The sequence below is a fragment of the Agilicoccus flavus genome, assembly GCF_014857905.1.
GTDB classification, from domain to species: Bacteria; Actinomycetota; Actinomycetes; order Actinomycetales; family Dermatophilaceae; genus Agilicoccus; species Agilicoccus flavus.
On the sequence record NZ_JACYXE010000001.1, the window covers coordinates 746720 to 768744 of the forward strand.

A 22025-nucleotide genomic window follows, 5' to 3' on the forward strand; every position below is an offset into this window, starting at 1 on the left:
GGCCGGTGGCCATCCGCGTCATCCGGTCGCCGGCCGCTCGTCGACGACGGCGCCGGGCGACGCGTGATCGGCGCGCCGGGCCGCGTCCGGTCGCGGCACCGCCCGGCACCGGTCGGCCAGTGCGGCCAGTTCGTGGTGGCCGCGGCCGGCGGCGAGCGACGCGAACGACGGAGACACCGCCGTCAACCGGACGTCGACCCCGCGCGCGACGGCCCGCGCGCGGGTGGCGTCGAGGAGGCGCAGGCACTCCGGTTCGATGCGGGTCACCCCGCCGAGGTCGAGCCGAAGCGTGGCGCAGCCGAGTTGCTCCAGATCGAGCAGGGCCCATTCGAGCTGTTCACGGCTCGCCGCGTTCACCTCCCCCTCGATCCGGAGCCGGGCGGCGCAGGGGTGGGCGGCGAAGTGCAAGGAGGCGTCCACGATCGGTCCCGAGGGTCTGTGACCCGAGAGCGCAGCTTCTCAGCGCCGGACCACACCTCATCCAACCGCGCGCGACGGGCGACGTCGAGTGACGTTCGTCCCTGGCCCGCACCGCAGCTCAGCCCGGTGCGGGTCGGTCCTCGGTGAGCAGCTCGGGTCGGCGTGCCACCCGCACGAGAGCGGCGGCGAGACCGGCAAGATCATCGCCGCCGGCGAGTCCGACGAGTCCGGCGAGCTCGTCGGGGTCGGTGGGCAGGCCGGCCCGCTCCGCGCCCTCCCGTACGAGGTCGTCGGCGAACGGCCGGACGCCCGGCCACACGGCCTGGACCTCACGCAGGAAGATGGCCGCCCCCGCCGGGCCGATGCCGTCGAACTCCTGCAGTGCCTTCGCGATGCGCGCCGGGTCGGCGTCGGCCTCGTCGCGCAGGACGCGCAGGTCGCCCCGCCACCTCGCCTCGAGCAGCTCGGCGGCCGCGTCGAGGCGGGTCGCGGTGCTCCCGTCGTAGCGCCGGTACCCGCCCCGGCCCAGCGCGTCGACCCGCTGCTGCCAGGTGCTCGTCCGCAGACGGGCCGGCGTCCGGCACCCCGCCGACCAGAGCTCCCGCGCGGTCGCGACGGCGATGTCGGAGGAGATCCGGGTCGACAGCAGCAGACTGAGCACGAGCAGCTGCCACAGCGGAGCCGGCTTGTCCCGCAACGTGATCCCCGCGTCCGCGGCGAACGTGGCGCCGTGCCGGTCGAGCAGGCGCCGGGCGAGGTCGCGTGATGTCATGGCCGCCCGCTACCCAGCGGGACGCGGCCCATCCCTGCCGGGCGACCGCACCTCGGCCCTCGTCGACCCGTATGAGACGTGGGCAAGGCCGAGCCGAGCGGGGGCGCGACCTCTCACGTCCGACGTCGCGCTGCGTGGCCTCGCGGCCGGCCGGCGTCGGTTCCTGGGTGAGCCGGACGATGCGCGTGTCGCCGCCCGCGGTCGGACCCAGCGGTCAGAACGCCACCTGGTCGGCCCCCTTGAGGCCGAGTCGCTCCCGCGCCTCGGCGGGCGTGGCCGGCTCTCGGTCGAACAGCGCGGCCATGGCGACGGCCTTGTCGACGAGCACCGCGTTGGAGTCGGCGTTCTCGCGGCGGCGCACGCGCATGTTGTCCTCGAGGCCGACCCGCACGTTGCCGCCCATCATGAGGGACATGCCGACCATGTGGAACTCACCCGGATAGCCGACGCCGGCGCAGCGCAGCCGCAACTGGTCCGGACGCGCCGGCGGTGGGGGTGGATGTCGTCCGCGCAGGGGCCGCCGACGCCGGCGATCCGCGCGACGAGTCGCGCCAGGGCGGCGGCGGACATCGCCGCGCGGGGTTGGCAGATCGTCGTGAGGCTCCCCAGCAGGGAGGTGTCGGGGAACATCCCGTCGAACCCGGTGGCGGCGACGTCGCCGGGGGTGTCGAGGCCGTGGGCCCGCAGTGCGCCGAGGACGCCGGCCGCGATGACGTCGCTGCCGCAGACGATGGCCTCCGGGGGAGCTCCCGCCGCGAGGATCGCCTCGACGGCGCGGTGGCCCCCGTCCTCGTCGAGGTAGGAGTAGACGAGCCGGCCGTGGGGCAGGCCGATGCCCCGTCCGTCGAGGGCACAGCGACGTCCCGGTACCCGTGGTCGAGGACGTGGCCCATGAGCTGTTCGCCGGCCGCCGCGTCGTCGATGCCAACGAAATCGGCGCCCAGCGCGGGGATGCGCCGGGAGAGTTGCACGAAGGGGAGGTGGGCGCTGCGCAGGGAGCGGACCACGTCGCCGTCGTCGGGATGGAGCACGGTGACGACGACCCCGTCGACCTGCCGGGCGATCATCGCCTCGACGACGCCACGCAGGGTGCCGGGATCCTCCTGGGTGTGGGCGACGAAGACCTCGTAACCCGCGGTCCGGGCCGCGTCGATGATCCCGGCACCCAGCTCGGTGTAGAAGGGGTTCGCCAGGTCGGTGAGGATGAGGCCGACCACCCGGGTCCGCGGGCGACCACTGGCGGCCGTGACCGCCGGGTGACCCAGCTCCGCGGCGATGTCGAGGATGCGGGCGCGCACCGGTTCCGACACCCCGGAGCGGCCGTTGAGGACGTGGGAGACCGTCGCCGTCGAGACGCGGGCAGCCCGGGCGACGTCGGCCGCGGTGACCCGCGCCGAGCGCGCGCCCTGCCCGTCCGTTCGCATCATCGTCGACACCTGCTTCCTGGCCGCCGGTGCGGTTGGGAGGTGACGCTAGTGAGGCCGAACGTCGTTGAGCAACGTTAAGTGGAGGGAGGAGACAGGCCGATGGACCATGGGACATGACACCTCCTTGCGACGGTTGCGGTTTCGTCTACGACTCGGTGCCTCGCGGCTCGATCGCCGCTCGGCTCGTGACGGAGGCGAGCGCGGTCGCCGACTCTCTGTGGACAGCGGATCCCCGGCACCGACCGACGCACGGTTGGTCTGCCACGCAGTACGGCGGCCACGTGCGTGACGTGCTCATCGTGCAACGGGAGCGGCTGCTCGGGGTTCGAGCGCACGGTTCCGGCCCGGTTCCTCCGATGGCACGCGACGCGCGTGCCGACTGGGGCGAATACGACGACCTCGACCTCACCACGGCCGCCGCGGAGGTGGTCGCCGCGGCGGGGCGACTCGGGCGATCGATGGCGCCTCCTGGGGGACGACGACTGGGAGCTCACCCTCGTCTACAACTACCCGGAACCGCGGGAACGCTCCCTCACGTGGCTGGGGCAGCACACGATCCACGAGCTCGTCCACCACGGGCGGGACATCGTCCGCGTCGGGCGGCGGTGAGGATCACCGCGGCCCGACGTGGGCGAGGTCCGCGCGGATGCTGTGTCGTGTCGGCCGGTGACGTGTCGAGGTGGGCGCGGAGGATCAGGCCGCCACGAGCGCGTCGATCTGGTTGATGGCCGAACTCGCCCCCTCCATGACACCCATGTCGAGCACCTGCTGCAGGGCCTCGGCGGAGTCGTAGGTGGAGACGAACGTAGCACGCGTGCCGGCCTCGGTCGCCTCCAGTCGCGTCTGCGTCGTCGACACGGGCAGGTCCGGGTTCGGGGCGAACTGCTCGTCCTTCGCGAAGCCGTCCTCGAAGGAGAAGGAGCGCGGCTCGTCGACCTCGAGGACCCGCCAGTAGCCGTAGTACTTCTCGCCCTCCGGTCCGGTCATGTAATAGGTGACGCGGCCGCCGGGGGTGAGGTCGTGGTCGACGACCGTCGCCGGGTGGGTCGGCGGACCCCAGATGCGCTCGAGCTGGCGCGGGTCGGCGTACACCTGCCAGACGCGTTCCGGCGGGGCCGCGAACTCGGCCTCGATGGTGACGGTGCGGCTCTCCAGGTCGTGGTGGGTGTCGGTGACGGGCATGGCTCAGTCCTTGTCCTCGCGAAGCAGGTCGTCGATGCGGGCGACGCGACCGCGCCAGACACCCTCCAGGTCGGTGAGCATCTCGCGGACGGATCGCACGGAGTCCACGTCGCCGCTCGCCAGGGCCTCCCGGCCCCGGCGCCGCTTGACGAGCAGGCCTGCCCGCTCCAGCACGGCGACGTGCTTCTGGACGGCGGCGAAGCTCATGTCGTACTCCGCCGCCAACGCCGAGACCGAATGCTCGCCGGCCAGCACGCGTCGCAGGATGTCGCGGCGGGTGCGGTCCGAGAGCGCGTGGAACCAGGCGTCCGCCCGGTCCTCGTCCTCCTCGGTCACACCCACAACATACAACCGCTTGGTTGTATGTGGCAAGGGCCGTCGTCGATCAGTGCCGCATCGCCCACTTGCGAGCGCCCGGCAGCGTGGCGAATGTGCCGTACCACCCACCGGCGGCGTTGCAGACGTCCCAGCGAGCGCGGTAGCTCGGCCGGTCCCGGCGATGCACCAGGTACCGCCGCCCGCTCGGGCTGGTGGTGATGAGGAAGGTGTCGGTGTCGATGCGCTCCATGTCCGTCATCCCCCTGGCTCGATGCCCCTCTCCCCAGCGCGGCCTGTACCCCCTTGATCGGCAGTCGGACGTCCGACCTGAAGTCGATCGAGGCACGAAGTTGGTCGACCGTACTGGACGCCGCGGAGAGGTGACGTGGTCGGCGCCCACCTGCGGCCTCCGAGGTGAGCGCCGACCGAACGGTCAGGCGGTGGTGACGGGCTGCTGGAGCTCGGTCACCCAGTCCGCCTGATCCTCCGACTCGGACCGCACGTACAGCTCGCGACACGGCCCGGCGAAGTCGTGCTCGCCGTCGACGATCCACCGGTGCAGCTGCTGCCACGACTCCCCGATCGTCGTCATCGGGCCGACGTGGACACCGCAGACCGCGGTCGTCACCGGCAGGTCGACGACCTCGAGACCGGCCGGGGGCTCGCCGTCGTGGGCGAACCCGACGACGACGTTCATGCCCGTGTCGGTGAAGTCGTACGTGGCCATCGGGACGCGGAGGTTCGCCCCGGTGGGCGACAGCGCTTCCTCGACCCGCCGGAACATGGGGCCGACGTGCTCGCCGACAGAGTCGGGATCCAGGGTGGCCCGGAGGGCGGCGAGGCGGACGGCGGGAACGGTCTTGAGCACGTAGTCGGTGGGCATGGTGTTCTCCTTCTCGATCATTCGCAGACGTGACTCGATCGTCGCCAGCCGGGTGCGGGCGGCGCGCATCTCGTCCTCGATCTGCGATCGGCGCAGCCGGTACATCCCGCGTAGCTCCTCCGACGACGGCCCGTCGGCGACGAGGCCGCCGATCTGGTCGAGCGAGAAGCCGAGATCGCGCAACGCGATGATCCGGTTGAGGGCGGGGAGCTGCTCGGGGTCGTAGGAGCGGTAGCCGGTCCACTCGTCGACGTGCACCGGCCGCAGCAGCCCGGTCGCGTCGTAGTGGCGCAACATCCGCACCGACACCTGCCCGAGTCGGGCGAAGTCTCCGATCAACATGGCACCGTTCTCCCGCCTCACACGGTGTCAGGGTCAAGACCCACAGCCTGGCACCCACGCCTTGTTGTGGGCCTGGACCGAGCCCGCCCGCCTGAGCGCCGACGCGCACGCAGCGGTCTCCGACCGCGACAACGACCTGCTGGTCAGCGCCGCGTCGGCCTGGGAGATCGCCACGAAGAACCGCCTGGGCAAGCTCGGCCGGGCCGACGGGCTCATCGCCGGCTACGCACGCAACCTCGAACGTCTGCGGGCGCGGGAACTGCTCATCACCTCATCGCACGCGCTCCTCGCCGGGGGACTGACGTGCGGCCACCAGGATCCGTTCGACCGGTTGATCGCGGCTCAGGGGATCCTCGAGGGGTTGAGCGTCATCACCGCGGACCCGGCTCTGCACGCCCTCGACGGGCTCGCCACCCACTGGTGACCCCGCGCAGGGATCCCGCCACCCGATCGACGTCAGGGCAGCGGCGTCGGTCCCCGCTGGAACGTGTTGTCGGGGAGCGTGACGCAGTTTCGACGATGGAGGAACGACCCCACGCGTCGCGCCAGGTCGCTGACCTGGGGTGTTGCCCAGGTGGTGCGAGACCGCCCGCTCCCGCATCGTCGAAACTGCGTGACGAATCCGGCGACCTCCCCGGCGGGCCCATCGTCGAGACACCCCGGGCGGATCAGAGGTCGCGCAGCGCCTCGGCGTAGGCGTGGGTGCGCTCGGCCAGGGCCCGCGCCGCCTCGACGAGGTCGGGGGCGCGGTCGGGAGAAGCGTCGAGCCGGACGACGTCGGCGGCCGAGGCCACGGCCGCGTCGGCGAGGCGCAGCGCGGTCGCTGCGTCGCCGACGAGGTCGGGTTTGACGGAGCCGTGCAGCTCGGCCGCGACCCGCGCGACGGCGGTGCCCACCCGGCAGACCTCCAGGGGTACGGCGCAGGCGGTCCGCGCGGCCTGAGTGACCCGCTCGTCCCGCTCGGGGTCGTCCTTCGGGAGCTGCCACGCCTGCACGAGCGGGGCAAAGGCGGGGCCGTCGGCGTCGGCGAGCTCCCGCAGTCGCTCGCGCGCGGCGACGAGCTCGCCGACCCGCGCCTCGTCCCACCCGGCGAACCGCGCGCACATCGTCGCGACCGCGGCCGCCGACGCCGCCGCCAGGGCGACGTGCGGCCCGGCCCCCACCTCAGGGGTTCTCGCCTCGGTGCGGGCCAGCAGCTCGTCGACCGAGGACTCGAAGATCGCTGCCATGTCCCGACCCTGCCACGGCGGGGCCCGGCGCGGGCGGCTGCTCAGCCCCAGATCGCGAAGCAGAAGGGATGACCGGCGGGGTCGAGGAGGACGACCCACTTTCCGGCCGCCTCGGCCGGCTGCGGCTGCGCCAGGGTCGCGCCCAGCTCGATCCCCGGTCTGTGGCGGCGTCGAGGTCCTGCACGCTGAGGTCGAGGTGGAACTGCTTGGCGCCGTGGTCGGGCCACGCGGGTCGGCTGTAGTTGTCGTCGCGCCCGAAGCCGAGGCGCACGCCGCCGGCCTCGACCATCGCGTAGTCGCCCTCGTCGTGCGTGATCTCCCCGCCGAGCAGGCGGGACCAGAACTGCGCCATCGCGTGGGCGTCGTCGCAGTCGACGGTGACCATGGCCAGGCTGATCGCGGTGTCGTTGATCTCCGTGTCGTTCGTCATGGCCACGACGCTAGGCCCGCGCCACCGCGCGGTCTTGAACGGATCGGACGTCGATCACCGACCCGTCGCCGTGCCAGCCCACCGCCGGCGACGCGAAGAGCTCGCGGGCCGTGCGACCCGACAGGCGCCGGGCCTCGCGACCGAGGTGCGCCTGGTCGGCGTAGCCCGCGCAGGCGGCGATCAGCGCGATCGACCGGGAGCGGTCGGCCCGGTGCAGGGCGAGAGCCCGCTGCAGGCGCAGGATCCCTCGAAGCGTCGCGGGGCCGTAGCCGAACTCCGCCAGGCAGCGCCGGTGCAGCTGCCGCGTCGACAGCCCGAGCGCGTCCGCGAGTTCGGCGATGCCGTCGCTGCCCGCGATGAGCCGCCGGGCCGCCTGGGGCGCGACGTCGTCGACGCCCGCCTCGGCGAGGAGATGCGCGACGAGGTCGAGAAGCACCGCCGACCGTTCGGTCGGGGCGGCCCGGCGGACCCGGTCCTCCGCGCGGCCCACGACCGCGGCCGGGAGGAGCGCCGCGAGGTCGACGCGCCGGTCGCGCAGCTCCGACACGGGCAGGCGCAGGACGGCACGCGCCGCGCCCGGCCGCAGACGCACTCCGCTCACCTCGATCGGCGCGGCGCGGGGCGCGGCCCAGGCGTGCGTCTCCGGGCCGCAGACGAGCAGCCCTCGACCCTCGAGCCACATGAGTTCCACGCACCCGTCGGGCAGCATGAGGTCGACGGTGCCCATCGTCGCGTCCCAGCGGCACACCGCCACCGGGGTCAGCGGCGGCGGCGGCCGCACCGGGGCGTAGGCGCCCGCACCCGTCCCGGTGGGGGCCGTCGCGCGGTCCATGGTCGAAGGCTCGCACAGACCGGTGGTCCGAGGGGTGGGTCGGCCGACGCTTGACCTTCCCCTTGGCGGAAGCCACAGCGTGGGATCAGCGGGGCCGCCGGCGACGAGAATCGGCGCGACCGCCGAGATGAAGGAGTCGCACGTGATGACCATCGGGGAGTTCGCCGCGCTGTCGGGCCTGAGCGCGAAGGCGCTGCGGTTCTACGACGAGAAGGGCCTGCTCGCGCCGCGCGACGTGGATCCGACGACGGGGTATCGGCGCTACGGCGCGGGTCAGGTCCGCCGCGCCGCGACGATCAAGCTGCTGCGGGACATGGGGATGCCGCTGGCGCAGGTGCGCGAGGCCGTCGATCGGCCCGACGAGTCCGACCGCATCGTCGCCGACTTCCGGGCCCGGGTCGCCGCCGACCGCGAGCGGCAGGACCGGGCGATGCGCGTCGCCGAGACGTTCCTGCCCGCCTACGAGAACGGCGCCCCCGCGCAACGCCGGCGCGCGGCGCGCCAGGCCTGGGCGGGGGTGGCGATGACCCTCGACCTCGACCGGCTCGGCAGCGACGACGGCGCAGGCGTGGCCGAGGCGAACGACACCGCCGACGACTCCTTCGGCGAGCTCTACCGCGCCCTCGCGCAGCGCGGCCTCACGCCGACGGGCCCGTTCTGGTCGACCCTCGGCGCGGCGGGTGTGGGCCCCGAGCAGATCCTGCTGTGCTGGCCCATCCCCGACCCCGGCGACGCCCTCGCCGACCTCACGGACCTCGGCGGGAACCGGGTCGTGAACGGGGTGCTGGACGAGCGGGAGGAAATGTTCGCGAGGTGCGACGTGGGCGACGACGTGGCCGAGTCGGGCGCCGCGCTCCCCGGTGTCGTCGCGTTCATGGAGGCCGTGGAGGACCTCGGCGTCGAGGACCGGGAGGTCCGTCAGGTCGGCGTGCTCGGCCCGGACGGTGTCCCCGTCGCCATGGAGCTGACGGTCACGCTCTGAGGCATCCGTCCGAGCACGCAGAGTCGGCGGCCTACGCGGCGTACGCGGCCCGGACGATCTCGACGAGGAGACCGGTGAGGGGGTGGGCGTCGCCGGCCCGCCAGGCGAGTCTCACCTCGAGGTCCGGGGCGTCGCGGATGGGCACGAAACGCACGGAGGACCGGGCGTAGTGGTCCGCGGTGGCCTCGGCGGTGATGCCGACACAGCCGCCACCTTCGATCGTGTCGAGCCAATGGTCGGTGTCGAAGGTGTCGACCGTTCTGACCGGTCGGTCGAAGAGGGACTCGTCGGTCGTGCCCGTGCGGCGGTTGCCCGCCACGGCGTGCTCCGCGACGTCGGAGAGGCTGACGACGCGCCGCCGTCCCAACGGGTGGTGCCGGGCGACGGCGCAGGCACGCCGCTCGGTGCCGACGACGGCGTGCTCGAGGCCCTGCGGCGGACGCCCGCGCAGCACCCCGACGTCGGCGCGACGCTCGGCCACGCCACCGGTCGCTGACGCCATCTGGACGACGGCGAGCTCGCAGCCCGTCTGCCGGTCGCCCCAGGCCCGGTAGACGGCAGACGTCCGCGCCCCGAAACCGGCCCAGGGGCTACCGACCGTGAGGCGTTGCGGGGTCGGCGATCGCAAGAGGCCTTCCCACCGGGCGACCAGGTCGGCGGCGCGCCCGGCGAACTCGCGACCCGCCGCCGTGGGGGTGGCGCCCCGGTTGGTGCGATCGACGAGCCGGTACCCGAGCGCCCGCTCCAGCTGCTGGACCGTCCGGCTGACGGTGGCCTGCGTCGTGCCCAGCGCGATCGCGGCGTCGGTGAACGTCTCCTCCTCGACGAGGGCGAGGAACGCGCGCAGGTGCCGCACCTCCACCTCCGCCGGTTCCGCCATACCTCCTGCGTATGGCAGGGCGGCCTGCGCGCATTTCGATGCGGCCGAGGTCGGCGGCTGCACTGGGAGCCATGAACGACGACTCGACCTCCCGACGCGCCGGGATCACGGCCCTCGTGGCCGGCGGCGCGAGCCAGTACGTCGGCGCGGCACTGGCGGTGACGCTCTTCCCCCTCCTCGGACCGGCGGGCGTCACCCTCGCGCGCCAACTCGTCCTCCTCGTCGTGCACGGGGGGCTCGCCCTCCGCCGCCCGGTGCGCCCGACGCCGCGCCAGCTGTTCCTCGCCGCGGTCTTCGGCGTCGTGCTCACGTCGATGAACCTCGCGATCTACGCCGCGATCGACCGGATCGGGCTCGGCACCGCGGTGACCCTGGAGTTCGTCGGCCCCATCGCGGTCGCGGTCCTCGGGCACCGGACCCGGCGCACCGCGGTGTGCAGCGCCGTGACCGCGCTGGGCGTCGTCGCGCTCGCCCGGCCCACCGCGACGACCGACTGGCTCGGCGTCGCGCTGGCCCTGTGGGCCGCCGCGTCGTGGGCGGCCTACATCTACGCCAACCGGGCGGTCGGACGCAGCCTGCCGGGGTTCACGGGATCGGCGCTGGCCGCGCTGACGTCGGTGGTGCTCATCGCGCCCGTCGCGCTGCCGCGCCTGGACTCCTCACTCGTCACGCCGGGCGTCGTCGGCCTGGCGATCGTCGTCGGCGTGCTCACGTCGGCCGTGCCCTACGCGCTCGACACGTTCTCCCTGCGCCGGCTCGACGCGTCGCTGTACGCGTCGCTCCTCGGGCTGTACCCGGTGCTGGCCTGCGTCGCCGGGGTCGTCCTCCTCGGCGAGTCGGTCGGCCCGGTCGAGGTGGTCGCGACGGCCTCGATCGTCGCGTCGAACGCGGTCGTCGTGCGGTCCCGGGGCGGTTCGCGCTGCTCAGGGCAGCGTGCGAGCTGTGGCCGGGTCGCGCGCGCCCATGCTCGGGGGCATGAGTGACGCTGCCCCCGCGGGACGAACCCTCGACGACGACATGTACCGGCGGCTGTTCGAGCGGCGCGTGCTGCTGCTGGGCGAGCCGCTGGAGGACTGGAACGCCAATCGGCTGTGCACCGGCCTGATCCTGCTCGCACTGGCCGACCCCACCGCCGACGTCCGACTGCTCATCAACTCCCCCGGGGGGTCGGTGCCCGGCATGCTCGCCATCCGCGACTGCATGCGCGCCGTCCCCTGCGACGTGGTGACCGTGAACCTCGGCATGGCCTACAGCGCCGGCCAGTTCCTGCTGTCGTCGGGGACCCGCGGTCGACGCTTCGCGATGCCGCACTCCAAGGTCCTGCTGCACCAGGGTTCCGCCGGGATCGGCGGCACGGCGATGGACATCGCGATCCAGGCCGACGACCTGCGTCACACCCGGGACACGGTCCTGTCCCTCGTCGCCGAGGACACCGGTCAGGACCTGGCGACCGTGGAGCGCGACTCGCGCCGGGACCGCTGGTTCGACGCGCGCGGAGCCCTCGACTACGGCTTCGTCGACCACCTCGTCACCGGCCTCGACGACATCCTGCCCGGCACCGGCACCAAGGGAGCAGACCGATGAGCGGCTACACCATTCCCTACGTCACGACCCGGACCGATCGGGGCGAGCGCACCGTCGACGTGTACTCCCGGCTGCTCGCCGACCGCGTCGTCTACCTGGGCACCGCCATCGACGACGGCGTCGCCAACGCCGTCATCGCGCAGCTCATCCACCTGGAGTCCGAGAGCGTCGACCAACCGATCCAGCTGTACATCAACTCCCCGGGCGGCTCGATCCCGGCGATGCTCGCGATCTACGACGCCATGCAGTACGTGCGCTGCGAGGTCCACACCACGTGCGTCGGCGAGGCCGCCTCCACCGCGGCGGTCCTGCTCGCCGGGGGCGCGTCCGGGCACCGCGCGATCCTGCCCCACGGGCGCGTCGTCATCCACGCCCCCGCGGCCGAGGGACGCGGCGCGATCCCCGACCTCATCCTCGAGGCCGACGAGGTCGAACGAGTCCGCACGATGCTCGAGGAGATCCTCGCCGTGCACACCGGTCGCTCACGTCGGCAGATCCGGGAGGACACCGAGCGCGACCTGGTCCTCACGGCCGACCGGGCGCTGGACTACGGGGTGGTGGACGACATCGTGCGCCGGCGCCCCACCCCCTAGGAGGGCGCTGACCACGGCCGTCGATGAGCGAGCGGGCCGGTGTGTCGATCCGGCCGGGCGGAGGGAGGACGGCGTAGCGGGCGACGTCGACGACGCAGCCGGATCGGCGCTGGGCGAGCCGACCGGATCGTTCAGCACTCTCCCGGGGCGCTCAGGCGGCCAGGCAGACCGCGCCCCGCCGCAGCAGGGACGCCGCCCGGTGTGCGACCTCGCCCACCGTGAGGTCCAGGGCACCGGCCACGGCGCCCAACACCTCGGAGGACGGATCCTTGCGGCCCCGCTCGATCTCCGAGAGGTACTGGGGCGCGACCCCGGCGCGCCCGGCGACGTCCGCGAGGCGTTCGCCGCGATCGAGTCGCTCCTCGCGCACGACGTCCCCGACCGCCACGCGCCACAGGGGCTCCGCCGCGGGGCGCACCGGCAGACGTACGACGTTGCTCATGGCTCCACGGTAGGCGCGACCTCCGCCGCCCACGACCGGGAGGGCGCTCGTCGGCTCGACCCCGATCGGGCCGTCGCCCGCTGTCGGTCGGGTCGCGGCGGTCCTGACCAGGCGGTCGGCTCTTCTGATGCCGCACCAGGACGCCGGCACCAACCCCCGGGGCCGCGGCCCGACCCTTGCCGACCGACCTCGACGGGGGCAGGATGACGCCCAGCTCGATCCGGTTGTCGTCCGTGTGAATTCGCCCTACGTGAAGGTCGAGGAAGCCCATGCGTCGGTCCCTGACGGTCATCTCGTCGTTCGTCATCGCCCCCCTCCTGTTGGGGCCCGCCGCGGTCGCGGCCCCGACGGCCCCCGCCAGGGCGGACGTCGCCCGGGACGTGGGTGGAGCCTCGCCCGTGGCGGCACAGACCGATGCCGACGGTCGGGCCCGCTGGGTCGCGGCGTGGGCGACGGCGCCGCAGGGGGTCTACCCCGTCGGCTATGCGGTGGGGCAGCCCGGGGCCACCGACGCCAAGGGCCTCACCCGCATCCCAGCGCTCCCGGGCGATCAGGCGCGCGACCAGACGCTGCGCATGATCGTGCGGCCGACGCTCGACGGTGACGAGTGGCGACTGCGCCTCAGCAACGCCTTCGGCACCCGGCCCGTCACGTTCGACGCCGTCTCCCTCGCCGATCAGCACAGCGGCTCGAGCATCGACCCCCGGACGCGCACGCAGGTGACGTTCGGCGGGCGACGCAGCGTGACGGTCGCCCCCGGCGAGGTGGTCGCGAGTGACCCCGTCTCGTTCCGGGTCCGCGGCCGCGGCGACGACCACGTGGCGGTGAGCCTGTCGGTCAAGGGCGCGAGCGGGCCGATGACGTGGCACGCGACCTCGTTCGCCACGTCCTACGTCTCGGAGCCGGGCTCCGGGGATCGCACCCGAGAGGCCTCCGGCGCCTCATTCGGGGCGTCGACGACGTCGTGGTTCTACGTGGCCGGGCTCGACGTCCGAAGCCGGCACGCGGGCACGGTCGTCGCCCTCGGCGACTCGATCACCGACGGCTTCTTCTCGAGCGTCAACGGCGACGACCGGTGGCCCGACCAGCTCGAACGCCGCCTGCGGGCCCGCGGTGGCCCGACCCTGTCCGTCGTCAACCAGGGCATCGGCGGCAACATGGTCACCGACGTCGGCCGCCCGCCCGGCGAGTGCACCCCGTGCGACGGCCCGCCGCTCTTCGACCGTCTCGACCGCGACGTCATCTCGCAGCCGGGCGTGCGCGCCGTCATCCTCCTCGAGGGCATCAACGACCTGGGCGGCGGCAACGCGACGGCCGAGTCCGTCATCGCCGGGATGAAGCGGACGGTGAACACGCTGCACGCCCACGGCCTGCCGGTCGTCGGGGCGACGATCACGCCCTCCGGCGGCGCGGAGGGTGGCTACGGCACCGCGGCGACGGACGCCAAGCGGCGTGCCGTCAACGACTTCATCCGGCACAGCGGGACCTTCGACGACGTCGCCGACTTCGCGAAGGCCGTCGAGGACCCGCGCGACCCCTCGCGGCTCAAGCCCGAGTTCGCGACGAACTCCTCCACCGGGGGGCCGGGCGACAAGCTGCACCCCGGCCGCGCCGGCTTCATCGAGATGGCGAACGCCGTCGACCTCGACGAGCTCACGCACCTCGTCCGCAAGGCGCGGACCCGGTAGGGACGTCGTGACCGATCGGTGACCTACGTCCGCGGAGCTACGGGCCCTGCGATGAATCACACTGCCACTCAGGCTTTTTGCGAAGAATGAGGTGGAGTGCGATGAAGCGTGCGATCCGGACCGGTGCGGTCCTGGCCTTCCTACCGGCATTGGCCGGCGCCCCGCCCGTGACGGACGCGGCGTCGGCCGCGACGCGTCCGGCGGCGAGCGCCTCGGTGGCGGCCGCGGCGCCGACCACCGTGAGCGCGGCGGCCCTCACGCCCGTGACGAGGGTCGTCGACGGCGACACCCTGCACGTGCGGGTGGGCCGGCGCACCGAGAAGGTCCGTGTCATCGGCCTCGACACCCCCGAGATCGGCGAGTGCCACGCCCGCGAGGCGACCCGGGCCATGGCCGCCCTCGTGCAGCGCCGGTCCGTGCGTCTGGTCGCCGACCACACCCAGCCGAACCGCGACCGCTACCAGCGGCTGCTGCGCCACGTCGTCCTGCGCGACGGTCGCAGCGTCGCGCCGCTGCTCATCGCCGGAGGGCACGGGTGGGAGTTCACGTACGGCCAGGCCTACCAGGGCCAGGCCGCCCACCGACGCGCCGAGGCCCGCGCCATCAAGGCGAGGGCCGGCCTGTGGCGAGGCTGCCGCGGCCTCACCCGCGTGATCGCCGTGCGCGGCCGGTGCGCGATCAAGGGCAACATCAGCACACGGGGCGAGAAGATCTATCACGTGCCCGGCGCCACGTACTACGGCGCCACGGTCATCAACCCGCGCAAGGGCGAGCGCTACTTCTGCACGGAGCTGCAGGCGCGCAAGGCGGGCTGGCGCGCGTCCGAGGTGTGAGGTCCACGGTGTGAGCCCGACGCGTGGCCAGACCATCGACACGCGGGTACGCGGCGCTGATCACGATGACCGGCGGCAACGTCATGGAGCAGTCCCCGCGCGGCGCGCCACGTCACGACCGGCGGCCGAGATCACCGGCCCCGGACGATGCGCAGCCCCTTCGGCCCGAACCCGTGCAGGGCGAGCAGGTCGGCGTCGGAGGCCGCGTCGAGGGCTGACCGGGTGGTCAGCCCCGCGTTCTGCAGGGCTCGGCGAGCCGGGGCTCCCAGGCCCTCGAGCGGGTCGGGTTCCTCGCCGAGGTGTGCGCGGACCGCGGCGCGGGGGGCGCGGTGGGCCCACGCCTCGGTGATGATCTCGGTGAGCTCGGCGCGGCTGATCTCGCCGAGCCGGGAGAGCCGGACGAGCACGCCGGTGTGGCCGCGGAAGTGGTCGATGTCGAAGAACGGGCCGTCGCCCTGCACGAGGACCGCCTTGGCCTCGTGATCGGGGGTGATGACGACGAGCAGGTCCTCGAACGGTTCGCCGGTCGTCGGGTCCACCGCGGTGCGATGGGGTGCGCGGTAGACGAGGAATCCCTTGCCGGCGACCTTCCACGTGGGCCGGTCGCCCCACGAGATCCCGAGCTCCGCCCCGGGCAGGGAGCCGGCGATCCGGTCGACGTCCTGCGCGCTCGCCCTGGGCATGACCCCACGATCCTGGCCGCTCGGTCACCGGTCAAGGGGCATCGACGGTGCCCGACTCGCTCATGATGATCGCCCGGTCGCCTCGCCAGAGGAACCACACCGGAACCGCGTGCGGCCGACCGTCCGCACGGACGGTCGTGAACCAGCCGATGACGTCCGAGTCGAGCCGGCGCCGGACGTCCGCGGCCGCCGCCTCGGAGGTGCCGAGAGGGAAGTCGTTCGCGCTCATGGACCACACGCTAGCCACGAGCCCGCCGCCGCTACGAGGCCTCGACGCCGCGGACGTCAGGACCCCGTGCCCACGCGCGCCATGATCGCCTCGTACGCGGCGCGGACCCCGGTGCTCAGGGTCGGCTCCATGACGGGCGCGAAGTGCGGCGAGTGGTTGGTCGGCACCGGCTCGCCGGAGTCGACGAGCTCCGCCGGCATCCCGCCGAAGAACCAGTAGACCCCGGGCACGCCGATGGCGTCGGGCAGCGCCCCGAAGTCCTCACTGCCCAGCACCGCCGGCGCCTCGCGGACCGCGTCCTTGCCGAGGACGCCGCGCAACACACCCACGACGCGTCCCGTCTCGTCGGGATCGTTGACGAGCCGGGGGAACGAGGAGAGGTCCGCGACGTCGGGCGCCGGCGCCCCCGAGCCCGCGGCCTCCGCGTCGAGGACCTCCCGCAGCCGCCGCAGGAGCTTGTCGCGCACGTCGGCGTCGAGGTTGCGCATGTTGATCGTGAACTGCGCGCTCGCCGGGATGATGTTCTCCTTCAGGCCGGCGTGGAACGTCGCGACCGTGATGACGGCCGCCTGCTGGGGCGGCACCTCGCGGCTGATCAGACTCTGCAACCGCACGACCATGTGGCACGCGAGCAGCACCGGGTCGATGGTGTCCTCGGGCCGGGAGCCGTGCCCGCCGCGGCCGCGGACCGTGACGAGGAACGAGTCCGAGAACGACATCGCCGGGCCCGTCGTGATGTCGATCGTGCCGGTGAGGCCGGGCCAGACGTGCTGGCCGTACACGACCTCGGGCCGCGGCGCGCGGTCCCAGAGCCCGTCGGCGACCATCGCCGCCGCCCCGGCCGCCGTCTCCTCGCCGGGCTGGAAGAGGAAGACGACGGTGCCCGCCCACGCGTCCCGGCGCTCCGCGAGGAGGGTGGCCGCGCCGATCGCCGCGGTGATGTGGGTGTCGTGACCGCACGCGTGCATGACGGGCACGTCCGTGCCGTCGGGAAGCGTGCCCCGGGCCGTGGAGGAGTACTCGAGGCCGGTGTCCTCCGCCACGGGCAGCCCGTCGGTGTCGGCGCGGAAGCCGACGACGGGCCCGTCGCCGTTGGCGAGCGTCGCGACGACCCCGGTCCCCCCGCAGCGGAACACGTCGTACCCGAGGCCGCGCATCCGCTCTTCGATGAGCACAGCCGTCTCCTGCTCCTGCATCGAGAGCTCGGGGTGGGCGTGCAGGTGCGTGTACAGGTCGTGCAGCGAGCTCAGCAGGTCGTCGGGCAGGTCCACGGTCATGGGGAACACCTCTCGTCGATGCGTCGGACGGATCAGCTCTCGAGGTCTCCGCTACCCACCGCCTCGTCGCCGTAACGGCGGTTGCGGTCGCGCAGCATCCACGCGGCCGCGACGGTGGCGATGACGACGACCGCGGTCGCGAAGTTGCCGAACATCTTGCCCAGCACCGGGACGAGCAGCAGCTGGACGACCGCTGCGACGACGAGGGCGATGACGAGGATCTTCGTCGAGCGCACGTACGCGCCCAGCTGCACGACCACCGCTCCGATGATCGCGGGGAAGATGTAGAGGCGCGCGACCTGGGTGACCGAATCCGGCATGAGGCTGACCAGGAAGGTGCCGAGCAATCCGACGAAGACGAGCAGCGAGGCGATGTGCACGATCGCGGCTCCGCAGATCGCCATGACGGCGGCGAGCTCGGCGCGACGAGTGCCCGGCTTGGCCCCGATCGCGGACTGGGCGACGATCGCCGAGGGGAGCAGCTTGTTGGCGATGTTCCCGATCATGAAGGCCTGATACGTCGCGGCCGGACCGAGCACCGGGTAGTAGGTGACGACCTCGACGACCCAGATGACGCCGAACACCGCGGCGACCGCCGCGAACGCCGTGAGGAGCTGCCCCCAGCTCACGACGAGATCGGTGAAGAGGACGAGGTAGAGGGGGCCCAGCCACGACAGGAGCAGGGCGGCGAGCATCGTCAGACGTCCCCAGCGAGACGTGGTGGCGTCGTAGCGCGCGTACGCGGCGTCGGCGGCCCCGGAGTCGGTGTCGGTGGTCACGTTCGTGCCCCTCTCAGGCCGGGCCGAGGCCGGTGTGGTGGTGGGCGACGTAGGCGAGCCCGAGCGCGAGGAGGATCGCGATGCCGAGGCCCCACTCTCGCAACCACGCGGCGTCGAGCCGACGGGCGAGCCAGAGACACACCGCCATGACCGCTGCGGACGCCACGACGGTGACGACGTGCACGTTCGACTTCGGCAGTTCCGCGACCCCGAGGGAGGCGAAGGCGCCGAGCAGCGCCGCGGACGGGACGATCGCCATGAGGGCCGGGTTCGCGTGGCGCAGGTGGGCGTCGCCGCGCTTGAGGATCGGCGTGAGGACGAGGGCCGACACCATCCACATCCCGCCGGAGGCGCCCATCGCGAAGAACGCGGCCGTGAACACCTCCGGCGTCCACGTCGGTCCGCCGAGCTGGGCCCCCATCGTCGTCGCGACGAGGGTCGCCGACGAGGTCTCGGTGGCGGCCGACCCGACGAGTCCGATCCGCACCAGGACCGCGGGGGTGCCCAAGAGCGTGAGCAGCGCGATCGCGACGATGACGACCGCCAGCGAGGGGCCGATCGCGGCCACGCCGCCCGCCCGCAGCGACCGACGGAGATCCTCCCGGCTGAAGTCGAGGTCGGGTCCCGCATCCGCCGCGGCCCGCATGTAGATGAGCGATTGCAGGACGATGACAGCGAACACCCCGAGCGCGCAGGCCCAGAGGAAGGGGGAATTGGCGTAACTGGCGACGTCTCTCACGCAGAGACTCCTCGACCGGAAACGGCTCTGGTAGGAACCGCCTGTGCGGGTGGCGGACCCCGGCGGTGTCCTGTCCGTGAACGGAACTGCACCAGGACTGGTGCGTCGGCCGGGTCGACGAACGGCCGGGATCGGCCTCTTTCGCCGACTCCGCCGTTGATCCGGCGAGTCAATCGAACTCGCTGCTCGTCGTCAAGCCCCTCCTGATGCGGCCGTTCTGCGAGAGCAGCGGCGCACGTCGTCACGGCCACCCTCACCTTCCGGCTCCGCGCCCCGGCGGCCGGTCGAGGCGCTCGGGCGTCTCAGAGGGCGACGGCCGCGTCGGCGTACAGGTCGGCCGGCATCGCGTGGTCGAGCCGCCACGTGATGGCGATGGGCCGCTCGCCGGTGTGGCTCACGTAATGGGCCGGCCCGAGGAAGGTGTAGGGCTCGGTGCCGAACTCGCCGGTCCGCTCCTGACGGACGAAGAGGAGGATCGTGCTCGAGCCGTCGAGGTAGCGGCGGCCGGTCGGCGAGTCGAGCGAGGTTGTCGACTGCGACTCCCAGTGGAACAGCGTGGGGCTGAGCGGGTAGTCGCGGTAGAGCGTCGTCGGGGAGTAGTGCGCCTCGGACTTGCGCAGGGTGATGAGGAACGCGTCGACGGGCCGGCCGTCGATGCTCGTGTGGAGGACGCCCGACTGGAAGTGCGCCGGCTTCCGGGCGAGGGAGCCCCAGTCGAGGCCGGCGAGGATCTCCTCGCGGGTGTAGCGGGCGTGCACGTGCAGCGAGGTGGGCACCGCGGCCGGCAGGGCCGTCGTCACGTGCCGGGTCGCATCGAAGGCGAGGTCGACGACCTGCCGCAGCTCGTCCCGCGTCTCCGCCTCCCCCGCCAGGGCGTCGAAACCCGCCTCGTAGGAGTCGAATCCGCCCCCGTCCGGCCACAGCGCGAAGAACAGCATCCGCGCGAGCCGCTGCTCCAACGCGCCGAGGTCGCGGTAGCGGACGCCGAGGGTGAGCAGGTCGGCGTAGGCACGGGCACGATCGGGGTCGTCGACGTGCGCGAGGGCGCGCACCCGGCGCGCGAGCTTCGCCTCGAGCGGCGAGGCCTCGTCCGCGAGCAGCCCGGCGTCGCGGCGCAGGGTCGTGAACGACTTGTCGGGCCGCAGCACCTGGGCGAGCTCGACGCCGGTGTCGTCGAGGAAGGTGCGCAGGTCGTCGGTCGGGTGCGCGCGCAGCTCCCCGACGAGGTGCTTCCACCGCAGCGCGAGGTGGTCGCGCACGTTGCGCAGCACCTCCTCCTGCACGACGCGGTCGAGGACGATCTGGCAGCCCGACGGCAGGAACGGGAACCCGTGCTCGATGTCGCGCTGCAGGTCCTTGCGGGACGCGCCGGTCAGGGCCCGGAAGCGCAGGTCGGCGCGGAACTCCGCCCGGTGGTGGCCCACGAAGTCGAGCGCGGTGAGCACGGCTTTGCCCTCGGCGAGCCGCAGCCCGCGGCCGAGCTGCTGGAGGAAGAGGGTCGGGCTCTCCGTGGGGCGCAGGAAGAGCACGGTGTCGACCTCGGGGATGTCGACGCCCTCGTTGAAGAGGTCGGCGGTGAAGATCGCGGCGATCCGGCCGGCGCGCAGGTCGGCGACGGCCCCGATGCGATCCGCCGTCGGCGTCTGCCCGGTCACCGCGACCGCCGGGATGCCCGCCCCGGCGACGACCCGCGCCATGTACTCGGCGTGCGCGACCCCGGCGCAGAACCCGAGCGCCCGCATCCGCCCCGGGTCGGTGATCTTGTCCTCGAGCTGGCGCAGGACGAGCCGGGCGCGGGCGTCGTTGCCGGTGTAAAGGCGCTCGAGGGCGGCGTCGGCGTAGCGGCCGGCGCGCCACTCGACGGCCGACAGGTCGGTCCCGTCGGCGATCCCGAAGTAGTGGAACGGGCTGAGCAGGTCGGCCCCGATCGCGTCCCAGACGCGCAGCTCGGCGGCGGTGCGGCCGTTGAAGAAGCCGCGGACGTCGGTCCCGTCGGTGCGTTCCGGGGTGGCGGTGAGCCCGAACAGCTCGCGCGGCTGCAGGTGCTCGAGCAGCCGCCGGTAGGTCGGCGCCTCCGCGCGGTGGAACTCGTCGACGACGACCACGTCGAAGGCGTCGGCCGGGATGTCGTCGACGCGGGTCGCGAGCGACTGCACGCTCGCGAAGACGTGCCGCCACTGGCTCGGCACATGCCCGCCGACGAGGAGCTCCCCGAACGTGCCGTCGGCGAGCACCTCCCGGTACGTGCGCAGTGACTGGTCGAGGATCTCCTGCCGATGGGCGACGAAGAGCAGGCTCGGCCGCTCCCGACCCGCGCACAGCCGCCGGTAGTCGAGCGCGGCGATGACGGTCTTGCCCGTGCCGGTCGCGGCGACGACGAGGTTGCGGTGCCGGTCGTGCAGGGTGCGTTCGGCGTCGAGCGCCTCGAGGATCTGCTGCTGGTGCGGGTAGGGGCGCACGTCGAGCCCGGAGACGAGCAGGCTCGTCGGGGTGCCGCTGCCCTTCGCGGCGTGCAGGGCGCGTTCGAGGCGCTCGCGGTCGGCGTCGTCGTCCGGGTCGTACGGCGCGTATTCGTCGGAGTGCCAGTAGGTCTCGAAGGTGGCGGCGAACTTCTCGAGCAGCGTCGGCGTCGCCTGGGCGGAGAGCCGGACGTTCCACTCCGCGCCGTCGAGGAGCGCGCTGACCGTGAGGTTGGAAGAGCCGACGTAGGCGGTGTCGAAGCCCGTGGCGCGGTGGAACCGCCAGCCCTTGGCGTGCAGGCGGGTGCGGCGGGGGTCGTACTGCACCCGGATGTCGGCGCCGAAGTCGCGGGCGAGCCGGTCGAGGGCCTTGATGTCCGTGCTGCCGAGGTAGGTCGTCGTGATGACCCGGAACGGTGCGCCGCGCTCGCGGAGCCGGCCGAGCTGCGCCTCCAACGTGCGCATGCCGTGCCACTTGACGAACGCGCAGATGAGGTCGACGCGGTCGCACGTGTCGAGCTCGGCTTTGATCTCGCTGCCGAGGCTCGGATCGCCGTGGGCGTTCGTCAGCAGGGCGACGTGGGCGAGCGGAGTGCTCGGGCGGACGCCCGCCGGGTAGGCGGGCGGCAGGCCGGGGGCGGCCGGCCGGGTCAGGGCGAGGAGGCGCCGCACGCCCTCTTCCGGCGTGTCGTCCTCGGCGTCGAGGAGTGCGAGCACCTGCCGCACGAGCGCGAGCCGACCCGCCTCGTCGGCGTCCCCGGGCGTACGCAGACTGCGGAGCAGTGTCCGGCCGAGGTGGCTGGCCAGCACGTCGGCCTGGTCGGCGGGGTCGACGCGCTCGATGCTCGCGGACAGATCGGGGCGAAGCGCCAGCCGGCGCAGGAGCGCCGTCGTGACCACGGACTCGTGCAACCCCTCGGCGAGTGCGTCGTCGCTGGTCACGCCTCTCACCATGCGGCCCGGCGCCGGCGAGCGTCAACCGCGGGGCGTGTGGGAGCGCACTCCGGATCCAACGGGCGTGG

At 73.2% G+C, this 22025-nt stretch carries 27 protein-coding genes and 1 pseudogene; 8 read left to right on the top strand and 20 right to left on the bottom strand.

Features of this window, described 5'->3' with window-relative positions; genetic code table 11:
* Positions 1-18 precede the first annotated feature (18 nt).
* From ICW24_RS03365 to ICW24_RS19880, 5 genes and pseudogenes are all read right to left on the bottom strand, one after another.
* The gene (locus tag ICW24_RS03365; protein WP_226344266.1) at positions 19-420 is read right to left on the bottom strand and encodes an STAS domain-containing protein; all 402 of its coding nucleotides are present in this window, start codon (positions 418-420) and stop codon (positions 19-21) included.
* A gap of 118 nt (positions 421-538) precedes the next feature.
* Complete coding sequence (locus tag ICW24_RS03370; RefSeq protein ID WP_226344267.1) at positions 539-1192, bottom strand: endonuclease; 654 nt, start codon at positions 1190-1192, stop codon at positions 539-541.
* A gap of 214 nt (positions 1193-1406) precedes the next feature.
* Complete coding sequence (locus tag ICW24_RS19870) at positions 1407-1661, bottom strand: 3-keto-5-aminohexanoate cleavage protein (RefSeq protein WP_226344268.1); 255 nt, start codon at positions 1659-1661, stop codon at positions 1407-1409.
* Positions 1595-2026: a substrate-binding domain-containing protein gene (locus ICW24_RS19875; RefSeq protein ID WP_372360481.1), complete on the bottom strand. Its 432-nt coding sequence runs from the start codon at positions 2024-2026 to the stop codon at positions 1595-1597. The genes ICW24_RS19870 and ICW24_RS19875 overlap by 67 nt, the downstream gene beginning before the upstream one ends.
* 68 nt (positions 2027-2094) lie before the next feature.
* Positions 2095-2619, bottom strand: a pseudogene (locus tag ICW24_RS19880) (LacI family DNA-binding transcriptional regulator); the annotation flags it as partial.
* Positions 2620-2991: 372 nt separating this feature from the next.
* Between ICW24_RS19880 and ICW24_RS03385 the strand changes: the two are divergent.
* A complete protein-coding gene (locus tag ICW24_RS03385; protein WP_226344269.1) occupies positions 2992-3228 on the top strand; it encodes a hypothetical protein in 237 nt (78 codons plus the stop codon).
* Between the two features lie 84 nt (positions 3229-3312).
* Here ICW24_RS03385 and ICW24_RS03390 read toward each other — a convergent pair whose 3' ends face one another.
* The 4 genes from ICW24_RS03390 to ICW24_RS03405 all read right to left on the bottom strand — a co-directional run bounded on the left by ICW24_RS03390 (position 3313) and on the right by ICW24_RS03405 (position 5344).
* On the bottom strand, positions 3313-3801 hold the full coding sequence (locus ICW24_RS03390; protein ID WP_226344270.1) for an SRPBCC family protein: 489 nt from the start codon (positions 3799-3801) through the stop codon (positions 3313-3315).
* A 3-nt stretch (positions 3802-3804) separates the two neighbouring features.
* Positions 3805-4137 (bottom strand): ArsR/SmtB family transcription factor, encoded by a 333-nt coding sequence (locus ICW24_RS03395; protein ID WP_226344271.1) that lies wholly within the window; start codon positions 4135-4137, stop codon positions 3805-3807.
* A 49-nt stretch (positions 4138-4186) separates the two neighbouring features.
* Positions 4187-4378, bottom strand: a complete 192-nt coding sequence (locus tag ICW24_RS03400; RefSeq protein ID WP_226344272.1) for a hypothetical protein — start codon at positions 4376-4378, stop codon at positions 4187-4189.
* A 174-nt stretch (positions 4379-4552) separates the two neighbouring features.
* Positions 4553-5344: a MerR family transcriptional regulator gene (locus ICW24_RS03405; RefSeq protein WP_226344273.1), complete on the bottom strand. Its 792-nt coding sequence runs from the start codon at positions 5342-5344 to the stop codon at positions 4553-4555.
* A gap of 64 nt (positions 5345-5408) precedes the next feature.
* Here ICW24_RS03405 and ICW24_RS03410 point away from each other — a divergent pair, with 64 nt between their 5' ends.
* Positions 5409-5768, top strand: coding sequence for a type II toxin-antitoxin system VapC family toxin (locus ICW24_RS03410; RefSeq protein WP_264176057.1), 360 nt, complete (start codon positions 5409-5411; stop codon positions 5766-5768).
* A 244-nt stretch (positions 5769-6012) separates the two neighbouring features.
* Here ICW24_RS03410 and ICW24_RS03415 read toward each other — a convergent pair whose 3' ends face one another.
* The 3 genes from ICW24_RS03415 to ICW24_RS03425 are packed head-to-tail and all read right to left on the bottom strand — an operon-like array spanning position 6013 to position 7835.
* On the bottom strand, positions 6013-6573 hold the full coding sequence (locus ICW24_RS03415) for a cyclodeaminase/cyclohydrolase family protein (RefSeq protein ID WP_226344275.1): 561 nt from the start codon (positions 6571-6573) through the stop codon (positions 6013-6015).
* A complete protein-coding gene (locus tag ICW24_RS19885) occupies positions 6509-7003 on the bottom strand; it encodes a VOC family protein (protein WP_372360476.1) in 495 nt (164 codons plus the stop codon). Before ICW24_RS19885 ends, ICW24_RS03415 begins: the two co-directional genes overlap by 65 nt.
* Before the next feature lie 10 nt (positions 7004-7013).
* On the bottom strand, positions 7014-7835 hold the full coding sequence (locus tag ICW24_RS03425) for a helix-turn-helix domain-containing protein (RefSeq protein ID WP_226344276.1): 822 nt from the start codon (positions 7833-7835) through the stop codon (positions 7014-7016).
* Between the two features lie 145 nt (positions 7836-7980).
* Between ICW24_RS03425 and ICW24_RS03430 the strand changes: the two genes are divergently transcribed.
* Positions 7981-8817, top strand: coding sequence for a MerR family transcriptional regulator (locus tag ICW24_RS03430; RefSeq protein WP_226344350.1), 837 nt, complete (start codon positions 7981-7983; stop codon positions 8815-8817).
* Positions 8818-8848: 31 nt separating this feature from the next.
* On the opposite strand, the gene ICW24_RS03435 is transcribed toward ICW24_RS03430, so the two are convergent.
* The gene (locus tag ICW24_RS03435; protein ID WP_226344277.1) at positions 8849-9697 is read right to left on the bottom strand and encodes a LysR family transcriptional regulator; all 849 of its coding nucleotides are present in this window, start codon (positions 9695-9697) and stop codon (positions 8849-8851) included.
* Positions 9698-9768: 71 nt separating this feature from the next.
* Here ICW24_RS03435 and ICW24_RS03440 point away from each other — a divergent pair, with 71 nt between their 5' ends.
* The 3 genes from ICW24_RS03440 to ICW24_RS03450 are packed head-to-tail and all read left to right on the top strand — an operon-like array spanning position 9769 to position 11874.
* Positions 9769-10680: an EamA family transporter gene (locus ICW24_RS03440; protein WP_226344278.1), complete on the top strand. Its 912-nt coding sequence runs from the start codon at positions 9769-9771 to the stop codon at positions 10678-10680.
* Positions 10673-11281 (top strand): ClpP family protease, encoded by a 609-nt coding sequence (locus ICW24_RS03445; protein WP_226344279.1) that lies wholly within the window; start codon positions 10673-10675, stop codon positions 11279-11281. Before ICW24_RS03440 ends, ICW24_RS03445 begins: the two co-directional genes overlap by 8 nt.
* Complete coding sequence (locus tag ICW24_RS03450) at positions 11278-11874, top strand: ClpP family protease (protein WP_226344280.1); 597 nt, start codon at positions 11278-11280, stop codon at positions 11872-11874. The genes ICW24_RS03445 and ICW24_RS03450 overlap by 4 nt, the downstream gene beginning before the upstream one ends.
* A gap of 151 nt (positions 11875-12025) precedes the next feature.
* Here the strand turns inward: ICW24_RS03450 and ICW24_RS03455 are convergent, their stop codons facing one another.
* A complete protein-coding gene (locus tag ICW24_RS03455; RefSeq protein ID WP_226344281.1) occupies positions 12026-12316 on the bottom strand; it encodes a helix-turn-helix domain-containing protein in 291 nt (96 codons plus the stop codon).
* 269 nt (positions 12317-12585) lie between these two features.
* Between ICW24_RS03455 and ICW24_RS03460 the strand changes: the two genes are divergently transcribed.
* Both ICW24_RS03460 and ICW24_RS03465 read left to right on the top strand, forming a co-directional pair.
* A complete protein-coding gene (locus tag ICW24_RS03460) occupies positions 12586-14004 on the top strand; it encodes a GDSL-type esterase/lipase family protein (RefSeq protein ID WP_226344282.1) in 1419 nt (472 codons plus the stop codon).
* A 101-nt stretch (positions 14005-14105) separates the two neighbouring features.
* Positions 14106-14837, top strand: coding sequence for a thermonuclease family protein (locus ICW24_RS03465; RefSeq protein WP_226344283.1), 732 nt, complete (start codon positions 14106-14108; stop codon positions 14835-14837).
* 131 nt (positions 14838-14968) lie between these two features.
* On the opposite strand, the gene ICW24_RS03470 is transcribed toward ICW24_RS03465, so the two are convergent.
* The 6 genes from ICW24_RS03470 to ICW24_RS03495 form a co-directional block, all read right to left on the bottom strand.
* Entirely contained in the window at positions 14969-15520 is a 552-nt protein-coding gene (locus ICW24_RS03470) for an MmcQ/YjbR family DNA-binding protein (protein WP_226344284.1), read from the bottom strand.
* Between the two features lie 31 nt (positions 15521-15551).
* Entirely contained in the window at positions 15552-15749 is a 198-nt protein-coding gene (locus ICW24_RS03475) for a PNPOx family protein (protein WP_226344285.1), read from the bottom strand.
* Between the two features lie 56 nt (positions 15750-15805).
* On the bottom strand, positions 15806-17026 hold the full coding sequence (locus ICW24_RS03480) for an amidohydrolase (RefSeq protein ID WP_226344286.1): 1221 nt from the start codon (positions 17024-17026) through the stop codon (positions 15806-15808).
* 32 nt (positions 17027-17058) lie between these two features.
* Positions 17059-17805, bottom strand: coding sequence for a hypothetical protein (locus ICW24_RS03485; RefSeq protein WP_226344287.1), 747 nt, complete (start codon positions 17803-17805; stop codon positions 17059-17061).
* Between the two features lie 13 nt (positions 17806-17818).
* Positions 17819-18544, bottom strand: coding sequence for a DUF5058 family protein (locus ICW24_RS03490; RefSeq protein ID WP_226344288.1), 726 nt, complete (start codon positions 18542-18544; stop codon positions 17819-17821).
* Between the two features lie 302 nt (positions 18545-18846).
* A complete protein-coding gene (locus ICW24_RS03495; RefSeq protein WP_372360478.1) occupies positions 18847-21957 on the bottom strand; it encodes a DEAD/DEAH box helicase in 3111 nt (1036 codons plus the stop codon).
* Positions 21958-22025: the final 68 nt, after the last annotated feature.